Here is a 1,511-nt window from a genome sequence, read left to right on the forward strand (position 1 = left end):
CGATTCTGTTGAAAAAGGCAGCTGTTGCGACGCAGAGATATCAGTGATTCAGTCTGTCTAATTGGCAGGACTGAAGATCATGATGGGGCATCGGCAAGTCGAACAGACCGCGTTGTTCTATGAGTTCTCGCTCGAAAGACATATCCCGACTGATCACTTGCTGCGGTTGATTGACAGGTTTGTCGATCTTGAACAGGTCCGGCGGGACCTGGCGCCTTTCTACAGCAGCATCGGTCGGCCTTCGATCGATCCCGAGCTGATGATCCGGATGCTCTTGATCGGTTACTGCTTCGGCATTCGATCGGAGCGGCGCCTGTGCGATGAGGTTCACCTCAATCTGGCCTACCGGTGGTTCTGCCGGCTCGGTCTGGATGGGACGGTGCCGGATCACTCGACGTTTTCCAAGAACAGGCACGGCCGCTTCCGGCAGAGCGACCTCTTCCGTCGCGTGTTCGAGAGCGTGCTGCGCCGCTGCATCGAGGAACGACTGGTCGGCGGTGAGGGATTTGCAGTCGATGCGAGCCTAATCAAGGCCGATGCCAATCGGCAGAAGGGGATCGAAGGCGATAAGGGACTTCCGCCGGAGGCTGCCAGCCGAGCAATCGATGAGTATCTGGCTGTCCTTGATGATGCCGCTTTCGGAGCCGCGACCGAGGTTACTCCGAAGTTCGTATCGCCTTCCGATCCGGCGGCGCGCTGGACCGGCGCGCACGGCGGCCAAGCGTTTTTCGCCTATTCGACGAACTATCTGGTCGACATCGAGAACGCGATCATCGTCGATGTTGAGGCAACGACGGCAATCCGGCAGGCGGAGGTATTGGCCGCCAAGCGCATGATTGAGCGCTCGCTGGAGCGGTTTGATCTCTATCCGAGCCGGCTCCTCGGTGACAGCGGCTATGGCTCGGCCGAGATGCTCGCCTGGCTGGTCTATGAGCACGGGATCGAGCCGCACGTTACAGTGTTCGACAAATCGGCCCGCACAGACGGGATCTTCTCGCGCGACGACTTCACCTATGACCATGCTGGGGACATCTATCGTTGCCCTGGTGGCAAAACTCTTACCACGACCGGAACGTTGGTGAATGATGGTGCCACCATGCTTTACCTCGCCAGCAAGCGCGATTGTGATCGATGCGCATTGAAGCCCCGATGCTGCCCCAAGCAGGCTTCACGGAGGGTGCCCCGCTCGATCTACGAGGGCGCCCGCGACATGGCGCGCCAGATCGCGAGATCGTGGGAGGGAGGCACCTCGCGCCGGCTCCGCAAGAAAATCGAGATGTTGTTCGCGCACCTCAAGCGCATTCTCAAGCTCGACCGTTTGCGTTTACGAGGTCCAAACGGCGCGCGCGACGAGTTCATCCTCGCAGCCACCGCCCAAAACCTTCGAAAGATGGCCAAGCTGATCCCGATGCCCACCCCGACGCTCGCATAGGGTCAGTAAGAGCAGTTCCGGCCAAGTCGCGACGGAGCTATTACAACGAAATACTGCCGGCCTTTTTCAACGGAATCGG

Annotated in this window: 1 protein-coding gene; it reads left to right on the top strand. The window is 59.4% G+C overall.

The window, feature by feature from the left end; all coding sequences use genetic code 11:
* Positions 1-79 precede the first annotated feature (79 nt).
* Positions 80-1,432, top strand: coding sequence for a transposase (locus tag IVA91_RS11245; RefSeq protein WP_247279349.1), 1,353 nt, complete (start codon positions 80-82; stop codon positions 1,430-1,432).
* The last annotated feature ends 79 nt before the right edge of the window (positions 1,433-1,511 follow it).

This window comes from Bradyrhizobium sp. 153 (assembly GCF_023073835.1).
GTDB lineage: Bacteria > Pseudomonadota > Alphaproteobacteria > Rhizobiales > Xanthobacteraceae > Bradyrhizobium.